The 20246-nt window shown below is 57.2% G+C and carries 18 protein-coding genes and 1 pseudogene; 2 read left to right on the top strand and 17 right to left on the bottom strand.

Annotated features, from left to right (window positions below; translation table 11 throughout):
* Window positions 1-3: 3 nt before the first annotated feature.
* Together aroH and K341_RS12085 are read left to right on the top strand one after the other, a co-directional pair.
* The gene (gene aroH, locus K341_RS0106700; RefSeq protein ID WP_009349326.1) at window positions 4-363 is read left to right on the top strand and encodes a chorismate mutase; all 360 of its coding nucleotides are present in this window, start codon (window positions 4-6) and stop codon (window positions 361-363) included.
* A 194-nt stretch (window positions 364-557) separates the two neighbouring features.
* Window positions 558-1673 (top strand): helix-turn-helix domain-containing protein, encoded by a 1116-nt coding sequence (locus K341_RS12085; protein WP_051217778.1) that lies wholly within the window; start codon window positions 558-560, stop codon window positions 1671-1673.
* Between the two features lie 126 nt (window positions 1674-1799).
* Here the strand turns inward: K341_RS12085 and K341_RS11665 are convergent, their stop codons facing one another.
* The 17 genes and pseudogenes from K341_RS11665 to rsmH all read right to left on the bottom strand — a co-directional run bounded on the left by K341_RS11665 (window position 1800) and on the right by rsmH (window position 20235).
* Entirely contained in the window at window positions 1800-2609 is an 810-nt protein-coding gene (locus K341_RS11665; protein WP_345936591.1) for a zinc-dependent alcohol dehydrogenase, read from the bottom strand.
* Window positions 2610-2637: 28 nt separating this feature from the next.
* A pseudogene (locus K341_RS12930) lies at window positions 2638-3132 on the bottom strand (HTH domain-containing protein); the annotation flags it as partial.
* A 147-nt stretch (window positions 3133-3279) separates the two neighbouring features.
* The gene (ftsZ, locus tag K341_RS0106720) at window positions 3280-4527 is read right to left on the bottom strand and encodes a cell division protein FtsZ (RefSeq protein ID WP_211221210.1); all 1248 of its coding nucleotides are present in this window, start codon (window positions 4525-4527) and stop codon (window positions 3280-3282) included.
* A gap of 362 nt (window positions 4528-4889) precedes the next feature.
* Entirely contained in the window at window positions 4890-5759 is an 870-nt protein-coding gene (locus K341_RS0106725) for a HisA/HisF-related TIM barrel protein (protein WP_026762282.1), read from the bottom strand.
* Window positions 5760-5781: 22 nt separating this feature from the next.
* Window positions 5782-7353, bottom strand: a complete 1572-nt coding sequence (locus K341_RS0106730) for a PTS sugar transporter (RefSeq protein ID WP_026762283.1) — start codon at window positions 7351-7353, stop codon at window positions 5782-5784.
* 21 nt (window positions 7354-7374) lie between these two features.
* A complete protein-coding gene (locus K341_RS0106735) occupies window positions 7375-8163 on the bottom strand; it encodes a DeoR/GlpR family DNA-binding transcription regulator (RefSeq protein ID WP_026762284.1) in 789 nt (262 codons plus the stop codon).
* A gap of 201 nt (window positions 8164-8364) precedes the next feature.
* The gene (locus K341_RS0106740; RefSeq protein ID WP_009350761.1) at window positions 8365-8715 is read right to left on the bottom strand and encodes a small basic family protein; all 351 of its coding nucleotides are present in this window, start codon (window positions 8713-8715) and stop codon (window positions 8365-8367) included.
* A 1-nt stretch (window position 8716) separates the two neighbouring features.
* Entirely contained in the window at window positions 8717-9412 is a 696-nt protein-coding gene (locus K341_RS0106745) for a DUF881 domain-containing protein (protein WP_026762285.1), read from the bottom strand.
* Window positions 9413-10141 carry a cell division protein FtsQ/DivIB gene (locus K341_RS0106750; RefSeq protein WP_009438888.1) on the bottom strand — a complete coding sequence of 243 codons (729 nt, stop codon included), beginning with the start codon at window positions 10139-10141 and terminating at the stop codon, window positions 9413-9415.
* Window positions 10138-12468: a UDP-N-acetylmuramate--L-alanine ligase gene (gene murC / locus K341_RS0106755; protein WP_026762286.1), complete on the bottom strand. Its 2331-nt coding sequence runs from the start codon at window positions 12466-12468 to the stop codon at window positions 10138-10140. Before murC ends, K341_RS0106750 begins: the two co-directional genes overlap by 4 nt.
* A gap of 5 nt (window positions 12469-12473) precedes the next feature.
* On the bottom strand, window positions 12474-13589 hold the full coding sequence (gene murG / locus K341_RS0106760) for an undecaprenyldiphospho-muramoylpentapeptide beta-N-acetylglucosaminyltransferase (RefSeq protein WP_026762287.1): 1116 nt from the start codon (window positions 13587-13589) through the stop codon (window positions 12474-12476).
* Complete coding sequence (gene murD / locus K341_RS0106765) at window positions 13586-14965, bottom strand: UDP-N-acetylmuramoyl-L-alanine--D-glutamate ligase (RefSeq protein WP_026762288.1); 1380 nt, start codon at window positions 14963-14965, stop codon at window positions 13586-13588. Before murD ends, murG begins: the two co-directional genes overlap by 4 nt.
* Window positions 14966-14995: 30 nt before the next feature.
* Complete coding sequence (mraY, locus tag K341_RS0106770; RefSeq protein ID WP_026762289.1) at window positions 14996-15985, bottom strand: phospho-N-acetylmuramoyl-pentapeptide-transferase; 990 nt, start codon at window positions 15983-15985, stop codon at window positions 14996-14998.
* Window positions 15985-17391 (bottom strand): UDP-N-acetylmuramoyl-tripeptide--D-alanyl-D-alanine ligase, encoded by a 1407-nt coding sequence (locus tag K341_RS0106775; protein WP_009658344.1) that lies wholly within the window; start codon window positions 17389-17391, stop codon window positions 15985-15987. Before K341_RS0106775 ends, mraY begins: the two co-directional genes overlap by 1 nt.
* On the bottom strand, window positions 17391-18878 hold the full coding sequence (locus tag K341_RS0106780; RefSeq protein ID WP_026762290.1) for a UDP-N-acetylmuramoyl-L-alanyl-D-glutamate--2,6-diaminopimelate ligase: 1488 nt from the start codon (window positions 18876-18878) through the stop codon (window positions 17391-17393). The genes K341_RS0106775 and K341_RS0106780 overlap by 1 nt, the downstream gene beginning before the upstream one ends.
* 3 nt (window positions 18879-18881) lie before the next feature.
* Window positions 18882-19256 (bottom strand): cell division protein FtsL, encoded by a 375-nt coding sequence (locus K341_RS0106785; protein ID WP_009658349.1) that lies wholly within the window; start codon window positions 19254-19256, stop codon window positions 18882-18884.
* A gap of 46 nt (window positions 19257-19302) precedes the next feature.
* Window positions 19303-20235: a 16S rRNA (cytosine(1402)-N(4))-methyltransferase RsmH gene (gene rsmH / locus K341_RS0106790; protein WP_026762291.1), complete on the bottom strand. Its 933-nt coding sequence runs from the start codon at window positions 20233-20235 to the stop codon at window positions 19303-19305.
* Window positions 20236-20246 lie beyond the last annotated feature (11 nt).

Here is a 20246-nt window from a genome sequence, read left to right on the forward strand (position 1 = left end):
TCTATGCGCGGCATACGCGGCGCCACAACTGTGGAGCGCAACGACAAAGAAGAGATTTGGCAGGCGGCACAGGAACTCGTCCGCGCCCTCGTCGACGCCAACGGCATCGCCCCCGAGGACATCGGCGCCGCCATCTTCAGCGTCACCGAGGATCTCACCGCGGCATTCCCGTCGACCGGCGCGCGCCGCCTCCCGGGATTTGACCTCGTTCCCCTATTCGACGCGCGCCAATGCGCTGTCGAGGCCAGCCTCCCCCGCTGCATCCGCGCCCTCCTCCTCGTCGATACGAATTGTTCACAAAAAGAGATGCACCACATCTACCTGCGCGGCGCCGCGGGACTGCGCCCGGATTTGGAGGGGTAATCTCCACCGTTAGTGAAAATATAAGATATTACCATTCGAAGAACTCTTACTGCCAAGAGTTCTTTTTATTTTCTCCATGCTCAAGCTATGCTTGAGTTATAAATTTAACAATTCAAGTTTTGCTTGCTGTACGTGCTAAATTTCATATGATATAATTATATTAAGATATCACATAGATTAAATGGAGTGGATTTATGAGTTTTGGGTTAATATTAAAACAGGCGCGCACGCATAAAAAACTCACACAGAGCCGGTTGTCAGAGCTGCTGTCCGTATCTCCCCAGACCATTAGCGGATGGGAACGAAACGTGTATTTTCCCGAACAAGACAAACTGCTCAGGTTGGCAAAAATCCTTGATCTTTCATTGGGCATTCTTACTGAAAATTCCCCTGAGAAGGATAGAGAGGAACACAATATCGTACACAAAGACGCGAAGGAGCATCATACCATGCATAAGGACACAAAAGTCATTGCGATCTGCGGTCTCTCTCGTGATAAAGCCGAAGAGAAAATCAAACGATATAATCAATTAGTCTCTGATGTGGATCATTTCGATTCCAAAATGCTGTCAGAAATAAATTTAGAAACATTCTCGAATCATTATCGCAGCGATCTGAAAGAAATCAATCTGTGGAGCTATTGGCAGGGCGGCCGCAGTCATTTGGATGCCGATATACTTCTTGTTGGGCAGGATTTTTCTGGACTTGAGGGGGACAATCCCATATTGGACTATCAAAAAGATCGATTCGACTATTTGAAAGACATCGCCGGGTATTCTACAACGGACAACAACCTCTGCGAGCTGTTCGCCGAACTCGGTTTCCCCGATCTGCGCAACAACCGCAATACATATAGGCAACTCTTCTTCACGAATTTTGTTCCATGGTACCGGAAGAATATGGAAAGGAATTCGGGCGGTTTTAACCCCAAATGGATAGCCCCGAGCCTCCCCTTCTTTAAGCGCTTGGTTGAAATCATCGAACCAAAAATAATTCTTTGTCTTGGTCAGGAGATCTTTATTGCCGTATTGAAAGCCGGCGGAAAGAGTCATAAGCGCGGCGGCTATAACAAAGTAATAGAAAGCGGTGCGGTTGAGATAGAAATCGGTAGTGTAAAATCAGCGGTATATCCTTTGGCACATCCGGGCAGCTTGGGAACGAGCAATCGTAAAAGGGGAACCTCAGAAAAAGATGGGTTATCCCTTCAAAAAGCAGATTGGCGGAAAATCGCAGAGAAACTAGCTGACGCAGGACGCCCGCTCGGTCCTTTTAGATGGATGCCCCGCGTTATAAGACCGACGGATGTTTGAGTGTTTTTTGATCGGACGCACAATAAGTATAAAGCGCTCAGCTGCAGACAGATAGAATCCCCCTAAAATGACGGATTCATATGAACCGTTATCTTAGGGGGATTTTTTAGAGATTTTTATGCGGTATTACCCGATCGGGTGCATGACGATCTTCGTCGCTTCACCGCTCTTAAGCAGATGATAGGCCTTGTCCCACTCGTCGATGCCGACCTCGTGCGTAATCATCTTATCCGCGTCGATCTTCCGCTCGCTCATGAGCTTCAGCGTCGGCTCCCAGTCGTGCGTATTCTGACTACGGCTGCCGACGACGGTCAGCTCCTTCTGAATGATCTTGGAGAAATCTACAGTCACTTCGTTTTGCGCAAAGAGCCCAACCTGTACGTACTGTCCGCCCTTTTTAAGAAGATCCATGCCGAGATGCATAGACGGCACAGCGCCCGTGCAGTCATAGCAGACGTCTGCACCGTAGCCGTCCGTCAACCGGTCGACGAGCTCCTTAACATCATCCTTCTGCACGTCCACAATGTGTTCGACACCAAATTTCTCTTTGGCGATTGTGAGGCGCGGCAGATCCTGTGTAAGCCCCGTCATGACGACTCGTCCCCCCTGCGCCATAACGACCTGCGCGACGAGGAGCCCGATGGGTCCCGGTCCTAAAACGAGCACCATCGATCCCCGTATAGCGGAAAATCTCATTGGCAATCTCTTTCGCCGCGCCATATTCGAAGGTTTCTTCCAGTTTCTGCGCCATGCTGGAAAGGCAGTCGGCCGCATGGCCCCCGGTTGATCGCTGTATCGCAAGCGCCGTTTGTACGGAAAGATCCCTGCGCGCAGTGTCAGTGAGCTGCAGATGCCGCACGCTCGCCGTCTGCGTGAGAATCTGCTCCATCGCCTCGTTGCCGATACGGTCAAAGAGCAGACTGCACAATTTCTCATCGGTCACTTCATGCAGATAATTGACAATAAAGGCACGCAGATCCCCCTCCGCACCTTCAAGACGCAGCCCTTCCGCCTTATACTGAACGATTTTGAGATCGTATGCAGCAAATCGCTCGCGCACCACGGTCAGGTAATTCTTGACGGTAGACAGTCCAATGTACATCTCATTGGCGAGGCTCATCTGTGTGATCGAGGTGTTTGTTAGACAGCATTCCAAGAACCGGCTGACAATATAGTTCTGCCGCTCTTTCGGATGTAAAACGCCGACGGCAGCATTATTACCGTCTATGAGCCGCAGGAGATCTTCCCCGTACTCCGCGCCTTGCAGCTTATAGCCGCGGTTGGGTATTGCAAGAAGTGTACAGCAGCTCTTTGCAAGACATTCCTGCAAATATTTGATATCGGCACGGACGGTACGGGAAGAGACGTCCAGCCTGTGCGCAAGATCTGCTCCTGTCATCCCATCCCGATGATGTAAGAGTATTTCTAAAATCTTCGTGCATCGCTCCTGCTTCCGCATCTCATTTCACCCCTAATTTATTCAGTCAGCGGGATATTTTCATGTTTTTGCAAAAAAGCTGAGAACGCTCTCAAATGCTCGTTCTCAGCTTTTCTAAATCTATATCTTTTCTCTAAGACGCGGTACTTTATCGTTATCGAAGGGATATCAGCGCTGACGCATCCACGCCGGAATATCAATGATATCGGTTCCGGCAGATCCCGTATTCGGCTCGACAACATTCATGCGTCCGCTGCCGCGGTTCGTATTCGGATGCGGCGGGACAACGGCGGATGCAGGGCGCGCTTGCGCCTGCGGCTGTGGTGCAGCAGGTGTCGATGCGGGAGCAGCCTGCTTCGCGGTATTTGCTCCCGGCAGGGGAATCGCCCAATCGTCGGTAAAGCCCGTTCCGGTGTCTGAAAGTCCCTGTTCAGTCATGCCGAAGCCCGTGGCAACGACGGTGACGCGCACGGTATCCTCAAGTGCATCATCCACACCAATACCCCAGATGATATTCGCACGACGCCCGTTCGCAGAGTTGACAATCATGCTGTTGAGCCACTCGGATGCCTCGTTGACTTCAAACATGCTGAGGTTGCGCGATCCGGTGAAGTTCAGAATGACGGAGGTTGCACCCTCGATACTCGTTTCGAGCAGCGGGGACTCGATCGCGGCCTTTGCCGCCGCAACGGACGCTCCCTCACCGCGCGCCTCACCGATGCCCATGATGGCGCTGCCGCCGTTTGCCATGGTCGTATTGACGTCGGCAAAGTCGAGGTTCACGATGCCCTGATTTGTGATAAGATCGGTAATGCCCTTGACGCCCTGCCAAAGGACATTGTCAACCTTGCTGAATGCCTCGGTGACGGGCGTGTTCTTGTCGATGATCTTCATGAGCCGATCATTCGGAATCGTGATGATGGTATCGACGTGAGCCTGCAAATTCTCAATGCCGGAATCCGCATTGCGTGCGCGCGTCATTCCCTCGTAAGAGAAGGGGCGCGTGACAACGGCAACCGTGAGCGCGCCAAGTTCACGCGCGCACTCCGCCACGACAGGCGCGGCGCCCGTTCCCGTACCGCCGCCCATACCTGCCGTGATAAATACCATATCCGCACCGCGCAGCGACTCGATGATCGCCTCGCGGCTCTCCGTTGCAGCTGCCTCTCCGATCTCGGGACGTGCACCTGCGCCGAGTCCGCGCGTGCGCTTTTCCCCGATCTGAATACGCGTCGACGCCTTGGACTGGAGCAGTGCCTGTGCGTCCGTATTGATCGCGACAAACTCCACGCCCTGCAGCCCGGAGTCGATCATGTTATTGACGGCATTGCCGCCGCCGCCGCCGACACCGACAACGATGATCTTTGCGAGTTCCTCAAAGTTATCGTCCATTTCGAACACAGCTTCAGCCTCCATATCGTAGTCATATCGTTTTCGTCTATCAATAAGTAATGATTTTCCTTGCCTATTTTACCATGAATCAAGTCATATTTCCATAGGACAGAAAAATTTTTACGGTATATATCCATACCATCATAGTTTTTCAAATGCGCTGTGTCTCGTACACTGCTATTCCAATCTATGCTTACTGCGCCACCAGTATGATCCACTTCCGTGCCCTCGTTTTTATCAGTGTAAAAACTTCTATAGTTAATGATTATTTTATTCTGCTGGACATTCATGCTATAATACAAAAAGGAGAGGAAAATGTCGGTTTTCCTCTCCTAAGAGCTTATTTTTGTATGTTCGCTGCCAGCGGCTTCAATGTAAGCTCTTTTTTATACTTCAGCAAAATGTTCTCCTTTACTTTCCTTCGGGAGGAAGCACTGGACGCTGCTGTGAATTGCCTGTGCAGCACAGTCATCAAACGCAGTACCGACCACGATGATGTTGATTCCTGTATTGCGAAACGCCTTCTGATTGACACTGTTGATCCCGCCCTCAGCCAATGTGGGGACTTTCACAGATTCAACGAGCGCCTGGATGCGTTCCTTCATAACAGATGGAATCTCTCCTGCTTTCGTGCCTTCATAGCTCATGCCTGTCATTAAACCGATCATGTCGGCACCTGCTGATTCCATCTCTTTTGCGGTTCTGGCGACATCTTCCGGCGTATCGGCAGGCAGACCAAAGGGGTGCAGATCCGATGAACGTCCAATATATGCATCAACGAGCAGGCCGTAACGATGTGCGCGTTCAACCACCTCGGACAGATCTTCCAAAGAGGTTTTATGTATATGCAAGCCATCTGTTCCTGCTAAAGAAAGCATTTGGAAGTCTGCATCGCAAAGGATGACTGGCTTCACCTCAGTAAATCCACCGGGTACGCCGACCGTAATGTAAATATCTTCTCCCACAACTGCACGGACGCCGGAAACCACCGCAGCCATCTCTGCCAGAGGAACCTCATGCCGAATCGCTTCCGCCGCATGCATATTATTTACCCCACGAAGTCCACGGGCAAGCGCCACCGCCGGATGATTCGGTTCTAAAAGTCTAGCGCCTGCATCTACCGCAGCCTTCGCCATGCGTGCGTCATCACCGGTAATTCCCGTAGACAGCAGCGTCGTGCCGCCATGCTGCTCAATCGCATCCCAAACTTTCCTGCGTGCGATTTTCATTTTTCTTTGCATATCCGCTATTATCATCACTATGTTCCTCCATATAAAATCACTGTTCAGACATACGATTTCTGGAACGTGCAATTTTATTCGCCAAAATCGTGAATAAAAACGCGCTGAACATCGAAACCGCCATGCTGATCAAAAACCCGAGCCAATCCGAGGAAAGCGTCGGCGCAACGATGCTCGGCACATATGCTGTCCCACGAACGTTGAAAAAACCGACAAAAAGCCCGCCGATGCAAGCTGATGCGAATGCTCCGCCCAAAACAATCTTACTGGAAAACATGAACGGATAGGCGGCTTCAACAAACGTTCCGAACACCATGTTGATAAAAAGCCCGGGTGCAGCCAATGTGCGGTCGTCCTTCACACGGGGATAGACCACATTTGCCAGCATGATGCCTGCTGACACCATCACCAGTCCCACCATATCGATCGCACCCAAAAAACTGTTTCCGGTCTTTTCCATCTCAAGCAAAATAATCGGCAAAATCGCTCCATGGTACATGCCGCCCATGATTGCCGGCCAAATGAGAAGCCCGGCAATACCGCCGCAAAGTACCGAATTGATCTCCAAAGCCGTATTGATCACATAGCGGACGGCATCCCCCAGCATAATCGCCAATGGACCAATAAAGAGATAGATCGCAAGCCCCGCCAGGAGCCCCGAAATTCCTCCGGACACAATATTGGCAGTTGTTGTAGGAAATCCCAGCTTCAGACATTTCATGAGCAGATACTGCACCAGGACGCCTGCCAAGATTCCTCCGATGATCCCGCCGATCAAGCCTCCTTTCACAGACAACACGCCCGTGATCACACCGGCAACGACAGCCACTTCTTCCAATCCTGAGACCTGTTTTGCCGCAACGGCCGCAACAATAACAGGCAGCGCTTCAATCATAAGATTGAATACATCCTCAAAAGACTCCAGCCCGGGAATCTTACTCAGAATCAAGGTAAGTGCCATGGCAATGAATCCCGGCAACGAGGCCATCAAAACGCCCCGCACGCTGATTCTCGACCAAACGCTCCCCTGTGAGGCTTCTGGTAAGGAGACCGAACCTCCGATCGCAGGCTGATATTTCAAGCCCCAATGTTTCGACAAAGCGAATACGTTGGCAATAGCACGCGTTCGGTTTGTCGTCCCTGTCGTCCCGGAAACAGCCACAACATTCAGCCCCATTGCCTGAGCTTTTGCCATCGATGTTCCGCCCGTGCCGGTCGCAGCTAGTTTCTTTGCAGCAGCAGCATGCAGCGCCTGTCGGTTTGCCCCTTCGGGATCGGCGCTGACTAGGATCACCCCGTCAATGCCGTCGTTTTCGATGCACGCGGCGATTCTCTCATCCTCTTTTACCGCCTCCGCATTCACCTCTTCCAAGGTGCCGCTGAATACTTTTCCGGCACTTCCTCCATCCCATGTCCAAAGGCTGGCTTTTGTCGTAGGATGAACATGATCCATGGATGCCTCGGCGGCAATAAACTGTATTGCGCTGACTGTCATATCCGCTTTTTGTATTTGTCGGATTAGCTCTCCCAGCAGCGCATTCGGATCTTTGCCGCCCAGATTATACAAATTTCCGCCGCTGCTTCCCAGTATGACAACTTTCTTTTGCATTATGCACCCTCCTAAATAAATTTATTTATGGGGCGATTTTCTGAATGCATCTGCAATGATAACCTCCATCCCCCTTTCCTGCAATTTTTTCCGCATCGGAAAATTCGCTTCACCATCTGTAATCAGTGTGCAGACTGCAGGACAAGAGGCAACTTCGATAAACGACGTTTTGCCCATTTTACCGGAATCTGCCGCCAAAATTACTTTTTCCGACCGCTCAATAAACACTTTTTTCGTTTCGACTTCATCTATGTCAAAATCTGTAATGCTTCCATTCTGATCAATTCCCGCAGCCCCTAGAAAGAATTTATCAAAATGATATTGCCGAATGACACTTCTCGCAATAGGACCTCCTAGGCACAATTCCTTTTGTTTTAACAAACCTCCCACCAAATACACTTTTACATTTGTGTTATAGAATATTTTCGCTATCGGCAAACTCGACGTGAAAACCGTAATGTTTTCATGGGAACGCAAGGCTTTCGCAATTTCCATCGTCGTGCTGCCAATGTCCAATGCGACAATATCTCCTTTTTCTACGAGATTGGCAGCTGTTATGCCAATCATTCTTTTTTGCTGTAAATTTTCACATTCACGTTCATCTAGGGAGGGCTCATGTCCTAGTTTAGATTTTGCCAGCATCGCTCCGCCGCGAAACCGAACAATCAACCCCTCTTTCTGTAATTTTCCTAAATCACGGCGAATCGTAACAGAGGAAGCATTAAATTTTTCCTCTAACTCTTCATTCTTAACTATGCTTTTTTGATATAATATGTTCATTATAGCATCTATTCGTTCAATTTCGCTCATTTTTGTTCACCTCAAAAATATTATAGCATACTAGTTAGAAAATGAATAGTGTATTTTCTAAAATTTTATCAAAATAATCCTTACATAAATTCTACGGCAAATTTGCATATAAAAAGCCACCAGTCGTTCCATGACTGATGGCATGAAATACATATTCCCTTCTGTGATACAAGAATTTTTGAGGATATGTCTAGGAATGTGTTACTTTGCGCCGTCCCGATAGTCCCTGAGCAGGTAGCGGCGGATGACCGCAAGGTTTTTGAAAATACGAAAACCAAACGCGAGCAGAGCAACGTAATAGAGATCGATGCCGAGACGGTCGCCGATGAAGACAAGCGCCGCGGCGAGCAGTGTGTTGGAGAAAAAGCCCGTGACGAAGACGTGCTTGTCGAACCGTTCCGAGATCGCCGAACGCAGTCCGCCGAACGCGGCGTCGAGCGCGGCGACAAGCGCGACGGAGAACAGCTTTGTATAGGCGAGCGGAATCACAATGGGGCTCATATAGCCGATGAAGAGCCCGATGAGGACGCTGACCAAAACGATGTAGATCATTTTATTCCTCCGTCCTCTCTTCTGTCTCATGTGCATAGGTCTGATGAACACTCCCGCGATAGGGAGGAATGTAAACGTCGTCGCTCACCGTGATGTCGAGCTGAATCCCCCACACACTAAGGGTCTCGACGACGCCGCCGCGCATCTTGAGCGAGTTCTCGAGGGATTTCTTGTCCCCGATGGCACGGATCTCAAAGGGTGCGGAAGAGCGCACGTTATTGACCGAGAGCGTCGGTCCCGCACACCGGATCTCCGACGTGCCGACGAGCCGCTGCCCGTTGACGGAGATTGCCTCCGCCCCCGCCGCGCGCAGCTCGTTGATGACGCGCAGGAGATCGTCATCGTGAATGATGTAGAGGTTCGGATTCTCGCCGGACTTCACCTTCTTCGTGCTGTCGTCCATGCGCACGATAACGCCCTCCCCCGTGAGCGGGAGGAGCGCGGCACGGTAGCGCAGCATCTCCTGATCCACGCTGCTCTGCGCATCGGCGACTGCCGTCTGTACCTTGCGCAGCTCCTCTCCGAGCTCGTCGCGCTCGTGCTCCGTCTGGAGCAGGCGGTCGGAAAGCTCCTCAATACGCTGCTGAGAGATACTCCCCTTCGTATCCTGTACCGTGCGGAACTGCACGGCAATCATAAATCCGATCAATACGCAGACGAGTGCAATCATCCACCCGCCTTGCCGGAATTGTTTCATTTATTTCCCCTCTGTGGTCTTGTCCGCAAGTTTGATGGACGGCGCGTCATAGCTGAAATCGACATACTCGATCGTATGGCGCGTCGTCTTTTGATCCTGTAAAAAATCCTGGGTGAGCCCTGCTTTATCCCCTATTCCATCAAGCCGTCCGAGCCGGATCGGCAGCGCGCTCTTCGTATACGCGACGACGGCGTCCGGCACAGTGATATTGACCTCGGAGATCTGCCCCACCTCCGTCGGCGCAATCTTACCGAGGAACCCAAGCACCTGCGCTACCTGCGCATCGGTATTGTCGTCCCCGATAAAGAGATCGCGCAGCTTGATGCCCGTGATAATGGGGATATCCGCCCCCTTGAGTGTCCGGTAGCTCGCGATGACTTTTCCCTGCCGATCAAAATCGAGATATCCATAGTCGCACGCGACGGTCGCCACGGGTACCCGCTCCACGATGTCCATCTCGATCTTGTTCGGGAGCTGCCGCCGCACCACCGCCGACTCGATGCGCAGATCGTGCAGGAGGTTGATCGTGATGGCGTCCGTTTTCAACTCGAAAAGGCGCTGACCATACTGTATGCGAGCAATCCGGCAGAGCTCTTGCTCATCGAGGTTGACGTTTCCATGCACGACGAGCTGCCGGAACGTAAAGAGCGGCGAATAGATGAGCGCCGCGAGAATCCCCCCGATAGCAAGGAGATAGAGCGCCGCCCTGATGATACGGCGTGACTTCATCGTTGATACCCTGCCATCTCTAGTATTTTCTCACAGAGATCGGGGAAGGAGAGCCCGACGGCACGCGCCGCGTCCGGCACGAGCGAGGTCTCGGTCATGCCCGGCACGGAGTTCACCTCGATGGCATAGGGTTTTTCTGTCTCGCTCAGCATGACGTCGAGACGTGCCACACCTGTGCATCCGCAGGCATTGAATGCACGCACCGCAAGTTCCTGCACCTCTGCCGTACATTCCGGGGAGATCGGCGCAGGCACGAGATGCGCAGACGCACCCGGCGTGTATTTACTTTCATAGTCATACCGTCCTGAGGTCGTTGTGATTTCAATGACAGGCAAGGCTTCCGCATGTCCGGTCTCCCCCCACACGACGACGGTCAGCTCGCGCCCCGCGATGAACTCCTCGACCAGCACCTCGCCGCCGTAGGAAAATGCCTCGTCCAAGGAGCTGCGCAGATCGTCCTCCTCTGTGACGATATAGACGCCGATGCTCGAGCCCTGTTCGGGCGCTTTGACCACGACGGGCAGAGAAAACGCCGCGAGAATCTCCTCCGCGATTTTCCCCGTATCCGTTCCGGCATAGAAACTGCGGAACCGCGGTGTCGCAATCCCCTCGGCGGCAAAGATGCGTTTCGCCGAGGTCTTATCCATCGTGAGCGCCGCCGCACGCACGCCCGAACCAGTATAGGGAATGCCGAGCATATCGAGCGTGCCTTGCAGAACGCCGTCCTCGCCGTATTTCCCATGCAGCGCGTTAAAGACGAGTGCGGGACGCAGTTTTTTGATCTCCTCGGCAAAGGTCGCGGGATTCAGTTCGATCCCGACCGCAGGATAATTCTTTTCGTGCAGGGCATGCAAAATCGCTGCGCCCGAACGGCGCGAGACCTCCGCCTCGGTCGAGGGTCCGCCCATGACGACGGCGATCAGTCCCTCGGAACGCCCCGCCGTCCCTTCTTTCAGACGCGCGACGAGCTCTTCCCCAACCTCGAGGATATTGCCCGCGCCCATCGTGATGACGAGATCGCCGGGACGCACATGCTCCGCGAGATACTGCACGAGATCGGCGCGCTCCGGCAGATAGACCGCATCCTGCCCTGTTTGGCGCGCGACCTCCTCCATCAGCGTTTCACCGCTGATGCCCGGAATCGGCGCTTCGCCCGCCGCGTACACATCCGTCAGCAGCAGGAGATCCGCCGCGGCAAAGCAACCGCCGAATTCCGCGCGCAGGAGCTGTGTGCGCGAGTAACGGTGCGGCTGGAACACGCAGACAAGCCGTCCCGGCTCCGTCTGCCGCGCCGCCGCAAGCGTCGCCGCGATCTCGGTCGGGTGATGCGCATAGTCGTCGACCACCCAAATGCCGCGTTCCTTTCCCTTCGTCTGGAATCGCCGCTTCGCTCCATGAAAATGCGCGAGAGCATCCGCGATGCGGTCAAAATCGAGCCCCGCAAGACGCGCGACGGCGACGCAGGCGAGCGCGTTGAGGACATTGTGCCGCCCGGGAATGTGGAGGGAGATGCGTCCGAGCGCCGTACCGCGCTCAAAGACGGTGAAGGAAATCACGGAACCGCACGTCTCGATATCCGCAGCGCGGTAATCCGCCGCCGCATCGATGGCATAGGAGACGACCGTGCGGTCGGTCTCCGCCCCGAGACGGCGCAGAATCTCGTTCTCGTAGCAGAGCACCGCCGTACCGTCCGCGTCGATCTGAGAGATGAACGTACGGAATGCCTCGATGATTTTCTCCATCGTGCCGTAGTGATCCATGTGGTCATCCTCCACATTGGTCACGACGGCGATATGCGGGCGGAGCTTAAGGAAGGAACCGTCGCTCTCGTCCGCCTCGGAGACGAGATAGCGGCTCGTGCCGAGCTTTGCGTTCGTCCCGAGGTCGGGGACTTCGCCGCCGACGATGACGGTCGGCGATACGCCCGCGCGGTCGAGCGTCACGCCGATCATTGAGGTTGTTGTGGTCTTGCCGTGCGATCCCGCGACGGCGATGCCGTCGTACTCGTTGACGAGCGCCGCATTGATGTCCGAGCGGTGGAGTTTTGGGATGCGCAGATCCCACGCCGCGATCACCTCCGGATTGTCGTAGGGGATCGCGGTCGAGACAACGATGGCGTCCGCCCCGCGCACGTTCTCCGCACGCTGTCCGTCCGTCCGGATGTGCGCGCCGAGGCGCACGAGTTCCTCGATGATGGGCGACGTGCCCTGATCCGAGCCGGACACCTCGTAGCCAAGGAGCAGGAGAATTTTCGCGAGCGGACTCATGCCCGCCCCGCCGATGCCGACAAAATGTATCCGCCGAATACCGTGCAAATCCTTGAGCAATTCTTTCACCCTTCTTTTTTACAAATCCGCAGCGCGAGCGCTGCGATCTCATCCGCCGCGTCCGGCTTCCCGAGCCGGTGCATTGCCGCCGCCATCCCCGCACGGCGCGCATCGTCCGCGAGCAGTGCCGAAAGAGCTTCTTCCAGTGCCGCGGCGCTGATGTCGCGGTTCAAAATGACCTCTGCCGCGCCCGCCGCTTCAAGCGCGCGGGCATTTTTTTCCTGATGATTCTCCGCCGCATACGGATACGGAATGAGAATCGCGGGCACGCCGCGCGCCGCCAGCTCCGCAAGCCCCGTCGCCCCCGCGCGGAACACGGCGATGTCCGCCGCCGCCATCGCCTGCGGCATGTTGTAGAGATACGGCAGGACGCGGATGTGCGGCGCATCCTCGAGCCGCACGCCCAATTCCCTCAGACGTGCGAGCATATCCGCGTGCTCGTCTGCCCCCGTCACATGGAGGTACTGCACATCCCTCTGCGCCGCCGCGTGCGCGAGTACCTCGACCATCGCTCGATTGATGGAGCGCGCGCCGCGGCTGCCGCCCGAGATGAGCACCGTCTTTTTCCCGGGATCAAAGCCGAAGGACGCCGCCCCCTCCGCACGGGTCGCCGTCAGCACCTCCGGGCGAATGGGATTGCCCGTCACGACGGTTTTTTCCTGCGGGAACACACGCCTGGCATCCTCCATGCCCACGGCAATCGCCGCCGCAAAATGCGCAAGCAGACGATTCGTCACGCCCGCGCACACATTTTGCTCCTGCACGAGCGTCGGTACGCCCGCAAGGCTCGCCGCAAGCAGAATCGGTCCCGCGACATACCCGCCTGTGCCAATCGCGACGTCGGGACGAAACACCCGGACAATGCCGCGCGCACGCACGAGCGCACGCAGCGCACGCCCCGCGCGCAGGACATTCTCAAACGAGAGCCGCCGCTCAAATCCCGCAAGATCGATCGCTGCGAAGTCGATGCCCTCGCGCGGCACGATGTCCGCCTCAAGCCCGTGCGGCGTCCCGACGTAGAGGATGCGCACGCCCGGAACTCTTTTTTCGATCGCACGGATGATCGTAAGCGCGGGATAGATATGCCCGCCCGTGCCGCCGCCCGATACGATGATGTTCATAGTCCGTTCACGATCCTCTTAAAGTCCCGTCCGCGCTCCTCATAGCCGCCGTACATGTCAAAGCTCGCGCACGCGGGCGAAAGCAGTACCGTCTGCGGCGGACGTGCAAGTGTATGTGCCAGACGCACCGCCGCTTCCATATCGTAGCCGACACGGCGAATGTGCGCGGGGGCAATCCCCGCGTCTGCCGCCGCCGCCGCGAACCGCTCCGCCGCCGCCCCGACGAGGATCAGCTCGTCCGTGCGCTCCCGCACAAGCCGCATGAAGTCCGTGAGATCGGTCATCTTATCATCGCCGCCCGCAATGAGGACAATGTGACCGTCAAACGCCTCGAGCGCTTTGATTGCGGCATCCGTATTCGTCGCCTTGGAGTCGTTGTAGTATGGCACTCCGCCGATCTCGCGCACCGGCTCGATGCGGTGCTCCACGCCCCGGAAGCTGCGCAGGACGGGGCGCATCTCCTCCGGCGTCACCCCGGCGAGGAACGCCGACGCCGCCGCGGCGAGTGCGTTTTCCACATTGTGACCGCCGCGAATGCCGAGTTCCGCAACGGGAACGAGTTCATGCCGCACGCCGTCCCAAACGATCACGATCATCCCGCCGTCGATGTACGCGCCCTCCGCGAGCGCGTGCCGACGGCTAAAGAGGCATACACGCCCCTTCGCGCGCGCCGCCATGCCGCGCGTATGCGGATCATCGTCGTTCAACACGAGGAAATCATCGGGGGTCTGCCATGCGAAGAGCTTTTCCTTCATCGCTTGATAGACCTCCATCGAGCCGTGCCGTACGATGTGATCGGGCGTCACGTTCAGCTCCGCCGCGATATGAACATGGAAATACTGCGTTGCCTCCATCTGGTAGCTCGAGATCTCCGCGGCGATTGCTCCCTCCGCCGGGATTCTAAGAGCCTCGTCGATGAGCGGCACGCCGATGTTGCCGCCGACGCCCACGGCGGGGAAATGCGCGCGCAGGAGCTCGCCGAGGAGCGTTGTCGTCGTCGTCTTTCCGTTCGTTCCCGTAACGGCGCAGATGGGAGCGCAGGCAACCTCCCCCGCGAGTTCCACCTCGGTTGTTACGCGGATGCCGCGCGTGCGCGCCGACCGGACGAGCGGAATGCGATCCGGAACGGCGGGCGAGAGGACGAGCAGATCGACGCCGGCGAGCTGTTCTTCCCCTTGTGCGCCAAAGACGCAGGAGATTCCCTGCGCCCTCAGCGATGCGATATGTGTACGCGTTTCCGCGTCCTTTTCAAGCTCCGGCTCGGATTTCGCATCCGAGAGCGTCACGTGCGCCCCTTCGCGCGCAAGATATTTTGCCGCGGCATAGCCGCTGATGCCCGCGCCGATGATGAGCGCAGTTTTTCCCCGATAGGACAATCCCTGTGTCCCCCTTAACTCCGTTAGTTTTTATAAGAGCGGCGCCGCAAGTCCCCACGCGAGGAGCGCCGCCGCCGCGCCGACCGCCCAAAACGTATAGACGACGCGCGTTTCGCTCCACCCGCCCAGCTCAAAATGATGATGAATCGGGCTCATGCGGAAAATACGCTTGCCGCGTGTTTGAAATGAAACGACCTGCAGGATCACCGACAGTGCCTCGCAGAAGAAAACGAATCCCACAACGGGCAGCAGCAGTTCCGTCCGCGAGAGAATCGCGACTGCCGCGAGCGCCCCGCCGAGCGCGAGTGATCCTGTATCTCCCATAAAGATGCGCGCCGGATGATGATTATACCACAAAAAGCCGATACATGCACCAATTATTGCAGTTGAAAACACCGTAAGTCCGCCGTCTGTGCCATAGGTCAGCGCCGCGTAAAACAACGCCGCGACGGCGACCGTCCCCGCCGCGAGTCCGTCGAGCCCGTCCGTCAGATTAACGGCATTGGACGTACCGACGAGCACAAACACAATAAGGACGTAATAGAGCGCTCCGATGTCCACGAACGTCCCGACCACCGGAATCCACAGGCTCGTATCGTGCCCGAGCACGGTGCGCGCGATCGCGATGGTCACGCCCGCAATGAGAATCTGCCCGGCGAGTTTTTGATAAGCGCGCAGACCAAGGTTGCGCTTTTTGACGACCTTAATATAATCATCCGCAAAGCCAAGCGCGAAATGCCCGAGGAAGATGAACAGCGCGAGCAGCGTCGTCGCCGTCAGCGGCGCAAAGAGAAGCGCCGCAAGCGTCACGCCGAGGACGATCATCACGCCGCCCATGGTCGGCGTCCCGCTCTTTTTTTGATGACTCGCGGGGCCTTCCTCGCGGATGCTCTGCCCGTATTTCAGCCGGTGCAGAAACGGCAGAAAGAAGAAGCCGCTGAGGATCACAAAAAAGAACGCTGTGAGCGCGGCCAGCAGGAGCGCCATTGCCGGCGGGAGGAAGTCAAAAATCTGCGCCATCAGTGTTTCGCTCCTTCCCCCGCGGCGAGCTCCATGATATGCTCCATCCGCATCCCGCGCGATCCCTTAAAGAGCACGGTATCGCCGTCCGCGAGCATCCCGCGCAGCAGATTCGCCGCCTCCTCATGCGTCGCGGCATGACGGCAAAGGCAGCCTGCCGCCGCGGCGGCTTCGTAAATGCGCCGTGCCTCGTCCCCATAGGTAATAACGACGGCAAAGCCCTCTGCCGCCGCCGTGCGCCCAACGCTCCGATGCCCCTCTGCGGATGCAGCGCCGAGTTCGAGCATATCGCCGAGCACGGCGATCCTGCGCCCCGGATAGAGCCGCGCCGTTGTCTCCAGCGCGGCGCGCATCGAGGCAGGACTTGCATTGTAGGCGTCGTTAATGAACGTCCACGCGCCGACGTGATGCACCTCATAGCGCATCTTCGGCGGCGCGAGACGGGAAAGTCCCGCCTGCATCTCCTGCGGGGAAAGACCGAGAGAAAAGCCCGCCGCAAGCGCCGCGAGCGCATTGTAGACATTGTGCCGTCCAAGGAGCGGCACGGCATAGTCATGCCGCTCACCGCCGTACGTCACCATGAACCGTGTCTCATTACACGCGGAACGGAGCGCCTGTGCGCGGATATCCGCTTTCGCACGGATGCCGTACGTCAGAATGCGCACACCGTCCGCTGCCTGTGCGCGCATCGCCGCAACGCGCGCATCGTCCGCATTCAGGATCACCGTGCCGCCGGGCGCGATCGCCTCCACGAGCTCCGATTTTGCCCGTGCGATATTCTCGATCGACCCGAGGAGCTCCATATGCGTCTCGCCGACGTTCGTCACGATACCGACCGTCGGCGCGGCGATGGCGGCGAGCGCCGCGATCTGACCGCGCCCGCGCATTCCCATTTCGACGACGGCGGCGGTATCCTCCCCCGTCATGCCAAGGAGCGTCAGCGGCAGCCCGATTTCGTTGTTATAATTCGCCGCCGTACGGCACACCGCACCGCGCCCGGAGAGCGCCGCCGCCGTCAGCTCCTTCGTCGTCGTCTTGCCGTTCGACCCCGTGACGGCGACAACGGGGATATCGAACTTCATCCGCCAGGCATGGGCGATCTGCTGATATGCGGCGAGCGTATCGGGCACGCCGATCACCGCCCCCGACATGCGGTCGAGTTCCTTGCGATGCGCGTCTGAAACGGGCTCCGGGAGCATCACGGCAACAGCCCCCGCGCGGAGTGCGCCGGCCGCAAAATCCGCGCCGTCGAACTTCTCCCCGCGCAGCGCGACAAAGAGATCGCCCGCCTGCACCTTGCGTGTGTCCGTCGTGATGCCGGCAAACGCGTCGTTTCCTCTCATTTTCCCAAGCAGAAGCCGACCGCCCGTCGCCGCGCGGATCTCATCCCATGTCATGAAAGCCACTAGCGTACACTCCTTATCGCTTCCGCCGCAGTCTCGCGGTCGTCAAAATGAATCGTCCCCTCTTTGAGAATCTGATAGGTCTCGTGTCCCTTGCCGAGGATCACGACGCTGTCGCCCGGGCGCGCCGCGCGTACCGCGTCAAAGATGGCGGTGCGCCGATCGACGAGTTTTTCATACGGTTTCCCGCCGAGCACGGGCAGCGCGCCCGACTCCACCTCGTCAAGGATCGCCGCAGGATCTTCCGTGCGCGGATTATCAGACGTGATGTAGACGAGATCCGCCATCTCCGCGCCGATCCGTCCCATGATGGGGCGCTTTGTCCGGTCGCGGTCGCCGCCGCAGCCAAAGACGACGATGATGCGCCCCCGCGTCACGGCGCGCGCCGTCCGCAGGACGTTCTCCATCCCGTCCGGCGTGTGCGCATAGTCCACGATGACGGAGAAATCCTGCCCCGCGCGCACGAGCTCGAACCGCCCCGGTACGCCCGTAAATCCCTCGAGCGCCGCGCGTATCACATCGTATCCGATACCCTCCGCACGTGCCGCCCCCGCTGCCGCGAGCACGTTGTAGACGTTGAATTCGCCCGTGATATGGAGCGTGAGCGCACATTCCTCATCTCCGTGCACGAGCCGCATCGTCATACCGTCCTGCGCGAGCCGGATGTCCCGCGCCGTCAGCGCCGCCTGCTGCGTCACGCCGTAGGAGAGCACGGGACAGGTCGTATGCGCGCGCATGACTGCCCCCGCCGCATCGTCCGCGTTGATGACGGCGGTCTTGCCCGCCTTTACACCGGGTGCGGAAACAAGCTCAAAAAGCCGCGCCTTTGCGCGCGCATAGTTTTCCATCGTTTTATGATAGTCGAGATGATCCTGCGTCAGGTTCGTAAAGACGGCGGTATCGAACTCGATGCCCGCCACACGCCCCTGATCGAGCGCATGGGAGGAAACCTCCATCACGACCGTATCCATGCCGCGTGCACGCATCTCCGCGAGCATCTGCTGCATGACGACCACGTCGGGCGTCGTGTTCGCAGTGGGGAACACCTCGTCCTCCATCATCACCCGGATCGTCCCAACGAGCCCCACGCGCCGCCCCGCAGCGCGCAGAATCGCACGCACGAGATAGCTCGTCGTCGTCTTCCCGTTCGTTCCCGTGATACCGACAACGCGCATCGACCGTGCCGGATAGTCGTAGAAATACGGCACGATCATATCAAGCGCCGCGTTCAGATCCGGCACATGGAGCACAGAGATGCCCGCGGGAACATCGACGTTTTCCCGCTGCGTCAAAACAGCGCGAGCTCCCGCCCGCGCCGTATTTGGTATGAAGGTATGCGCATCCACATGCGCGCCGCTGATGCATACAAAGAGCGCGCCCGGTTCTATTCTGCGCGAGTCACGCTCCACCGACAAAATCTCAACTGCAGGGTCGCCCGTGATCCGCGCGCCCGGAACGAGCGCAGCGAGTTCACTGAGTCGCTTCATCATCAATCATTCCCCTTCATGCGAAAAATACATTTTTTGCGGAATCTGCATGTTCAGCTCCTGCACTGCGATCGCCTCGATGCGTGCGGGGGATTTGAGCTGTGCAATCTCGATTTTCAGCCGCTCGTTCTCCTGCTCGAGCTGCTCCGCCTTTTGCTGCGTCTCAAGGAGCGTGTAACCGTTCTTCGCCCCGATGCCGCCGAGCAGTGTCACGACCATCGCCCCGAGTGCGATGAGAAAGAAGATGGCGCGCAGACAATTCCGCAGATTCGTATTCAGTTTACGGCGCAGAAGCGGTTCGCGCGGCACCTCAATCCGAGGTTCGGGCACCGGCTCTGCCGGTATGTCGTATACATAGGGATCGTATTTGTGTGCCGGCATCTGCGTCACCTTCTTTCCGGTCAAACTTTAATTCAAAAAATAATTGCTATAACTTCTCCGCGACGCGCAGCTTTGCACTCTTCGCCCGCGCATTCGCTGCGCACTCCGCGAGGCTTGCCGTCTGCGCCTTGCCGATGAGCCGCAGTTCCGGCGTATGTCCGCAGATGCAGACAGGCGTATGCGGAGGGCAGATACAACCGCGTGCGAGCTGCTGCATCGTGCGCTTTACAATGCGATCCTCGAGCGAGTGGAACGTGATCACCGCGATCCGCCCACCCGGCTTCAGCGTGTGCACAGCAGCCGTCACCGCATCCGATAGAATCGTCAGTTCCTCGTTGACCTCGATGCGGATCGCCTGAAAGACGCGCTTGGCGGGATGCCCGCCCTTTGCGCGCACCTTCTTCGGCACGGCACGGTCGATGATCTCGACAAGTTCGCCCGTCGTCTCGATGGGACGTTCTTTGCGCACTGCCTCGATGAACGCCGCGATACGCTTTGCCCAGCGCTCCTCGCCGTAGTCGTAAAAGAGCTCCGTCAGCCGCGCCGCACTGTACTCGTTGACAACCGTATACGCCGAGCGCGCCGCCCGCCGATCCATGCGCATATCGAGCGGCGCGTCCTGCATGTAGGAGAAGCCGCGCGCCGCCGTATCGATCTGCGGCGAGGAGACGCCGAGATCGAAGAGAATGCCGTCGACTGCCGAAACGCCCTCCGCCGTGAGGATCGCCGTCAGATTGCGAAAATTATCGTGCACGAGCGACACCCGGCACGCAGCGGATGCGAGCCGCACCTGCGCCGCCGCGATCGCCGTTTCGTCCTGATCGATACCGATGAGGCGCCCTGTGGGCGAGAGCTGTGCCGCAATGCGTCCCGCATGTCCCGCACCGCCGAGCGTGCAGTCCACATAGGTGCCTTCCGGCACGACGGCGAGCGCCGCGACCGTCTCGGTGGGGAGAACGCTCACATGATGAAAATCCACGATGCCGTTCC

The sequence above is a fragment of the Centipeda artemidis DSM 19719 genome (assembly GCF_000426665.1).
Lineage (GTDB): Bacteria > Bacillota > Negativicutes > Selenomonadales > Selenomonadaceae > Centipeda > Centipeda artemidis.

What these genes read in the sequence shown, in the direction of transcription:
- aroH (WP_009349326.1), top strand. Translation starts at nt 4, where the DNA reads ATGCGCGGCATACGCGGCGCCACAACTGTGGAGCGCAACGACAAAGAA.
- K341_RS12085 (WP_051217778.1), top strand. Translation starts at nt 558, where the DNA reads ATGAGTTTTGGGTTAATATTAAAACAGGCGCGCACGCATAAAAAACTC.
- K341_RS11665 (WP_345936591.1), bottom strand. Translation starts at nt 2,609, where the DNA reads ATGAGAAATTGTGCAGTCTGCTCTTTGACCGTATCGGCAACGAGGCGA.
- ftsZ (WP_211221210.1), bottom strand. Translation starts at nt 4,527, where the DNA reads ATGGAGGCTGAAGCTGTGTTCGAAATGGACGATAACTTTGAGGAACTC.
- K341_RS0106725 (WP_026762282.1), bottom strand. Translation starts at nt 5,759, where the DNA reads ATGATAATAGCGGATATGCAAAGAAAAATGAAAATCGCACGCAGGAAA.
- K341_RS0106730 (WP_026762283.1), bottom strand. Translation starts at nt 7,353, where the DNA reads ATGCAAAAGAAAGTTGTCATACTGGGAAGCAGCGGCGGAAATTTGTAT.
- K341_RS0106735 (WP_026762284.1), bottom strand. Translation starts at nt 8,163, where the DNA reads ATGAGCGAAATTGAACGAATAGATGCTATAATGAACATATTATATCAA.
- K341_RS0106740 (WP_009350761.1), bottom strand. Translation starts at nt 8,715, where the DNA reads ATGATCTACATCGTTTTGGTCAGCGTCCTCATCGGGCTCTTCATCGGC.
- K341_RS0106745 (WP_026762285.1), bottom strand. Translation starts at nt 9,412, where the DNA reads ATGAAACAATTCCGGCAAGGCGGGTGGATGATTGCACTCGTCTGCGTA.
- K341_RS0106750 (WP_009438888.1), bottom strand. Translation starts at nt 10,141, where the DNA reads ATGAAGTCACGCCGTATCATCAGGGCGGCGCTCTATCTCCTTGCTATC.
- murG (WP_026762287.1), bottom strand. Translation starts at nt 13,589, where the DNA reads ATGAACATCATCGTATCGGGCGGCGGCACGGGCGGGCATATCTATCCC.
- mraY (WP_026762289.1), bottom strand. Translation starts at nt 15,985, where the DNA reads ATGGCGCAGATTTTTGACTTCCTCCCGCCGGCAATGGCGCTCCTGCTG.
- K341_RS0106780 (WP_026762290.1), bottom strand. Translation starts at nt 18,878, where the DNA reads ATGATGAAGCGACTCAGTGAACTCGCTGCGCTCGTTCCGGGCGCGCGG.
- K341_RS0106785 (WP_009658349.1), bottom strand. Translation starts at nt 19,256, where the DNA reads ATGCCGGCACACAAATACGATCCCTATGTATACGACATACCGGCAGAG.